This is a genomic window from Campylobacter coli LMG 9860, assembly GCF_000254135.1.
Lineage (GTDB): Bacteria > Campylobacterota > Campylobacteria > Campylobacterales > Campylobacteraceae > Campylobacter_D > Campylobacter_D coli.
The window spans coordinates 1-1,254 of sequence record NZ_AINS01000064.1 but is presented as its reverse complement, the minus strand read 5'-3'; the positions used below and the strand labels follow the sequence as shown (position 1 = coordinate 1,254).

Annotated in this window: 2 protein-coding genes; both read right to left on the bottom strand. The window is 27.8% G+C overall.

Annotated features, from left to right (window positions below; translation table 11 throughout):
* Nucleotides 1-85 precede the first annotated feature (85 nt).
* Nucleotides 86-844 (bottom strand): hypothetical protein, encoded by a 759-nt coding sequence (locus CCO88_RS08315; RefSeq protein ID WP_002778926.1) that lies wholly within the window; start codon nucleotides 842-844, stop codon nucleotides 86-88.
* A 52-nt stretch (nucleotides 845-896) separates the two neighbouring features.
* Nucleotides 897-1,133 (bottom strand): hypothetical protein, encoded by a 237-nt coding sequence (locus CCO88_RS08310; protein WP_002778927.1) that lies wholly within the window; start codon nucleotides 1,131-1,133, stop codon nucleotides 897-899.
* Between the last annotated feature and the right edge of the window lie 121 nt (nucleotides 1,134-1,254).

Genomic DNA, 1,254 nt, shown 5'->3' with positions numbered 1-1,254 from the left:
GTGCTCTACCCCTGAGCTATTCCCGCGTAAAGCTAAAGATGAAATTCTAGCAAAATAAACTTAAAATGAGTTTATTTTGCTTTGATTATTTGCAAATAAATAAAGCAGTACCGCTAATGCTTTGTTCTTCATCCTTTACTATAGGCAATGAAAGCTCCATGTTATCAGCGCTTTTCATACTATTTAAAGCCCTTGGATAAAAATTTGGAATTGATTCAATATTTAGATTTTTTAATATACAAGTTTTGTTAAGATCTAAAGAATAAATTTTTTCATAAGAATAAGCTTTTTTTAGAAGTTCGCTATAAAGTTTTTCTTTATTGTCTTTTAGGGTTTGTTTGGAGAATTTAGGCTCTAAGGCAGGTGTAGAAATACCTATAAATTCACTTTTTGCAATGATGGAGTTTAAATCATTTAAAAGTTTGTTAAAATTTTCTAGTTTATCTGCTGTAAACTCACATTCTAAATTTGCATGAAGTCTTTGTCCTTTAGGGGTTTGAACTCCATCTTTATAAGAAAAATTAGGTTCAAGTGAAAAACTTCCGCCACTGCAAAAATTTTCTTTTTTAGAGCGTTCTAAAATTTGATTAAAAGTGTTAGAAATTTGAATTTTATCTTCATTGCTTAAAAAGGTTTGAGTGCTTAAATTTTCATTTGCCCAAAAGTTGATATTTGCATGAAAAATATCGGGTTTAGCTTCCATACTTGTTTCTATACTTCTTGAGAAATTTAAAGTTTGAGTAGTTTTGTTTTTATTTAAAAACTCTACATTAAAAATCACTCCAGCTACAAAAAGTACCAAACATAAAAATCCTATCCCTAAACCTTTAAAAAATGCTAACATTTCTTCATCCTTTAATAAAAATTAAATAATTTTAACAAAATAAATATAAAAATTAATACCCTTTTTTGAAAAATTCTAAAGGAAATTTACATTTTTTACATTTAAATTTTGCACCTTCATTTTGTATTTTTTTATGAATTCCAGAAGGTACATCATGAATTTGCCCTATGCACTCGCAAGCGTAAAAATAAATTACAGCCTCATCTTCATCATCTTTAATTTCTTCAAAAGTGATATCAGCTCCATTTTCAGAGCTTAAAGAACCTAATCTCCATTGTTCTACTCTCATATCTTCATAAAGTATGTGTTCTAAAAGCCATTTTTTACCATGATATAAAGTTTTTCTTTTAGGTCGTTGGTGGTTTTTATGTTTTGAATGATTTTTATCATGGATTGGATGATTTCTTTAT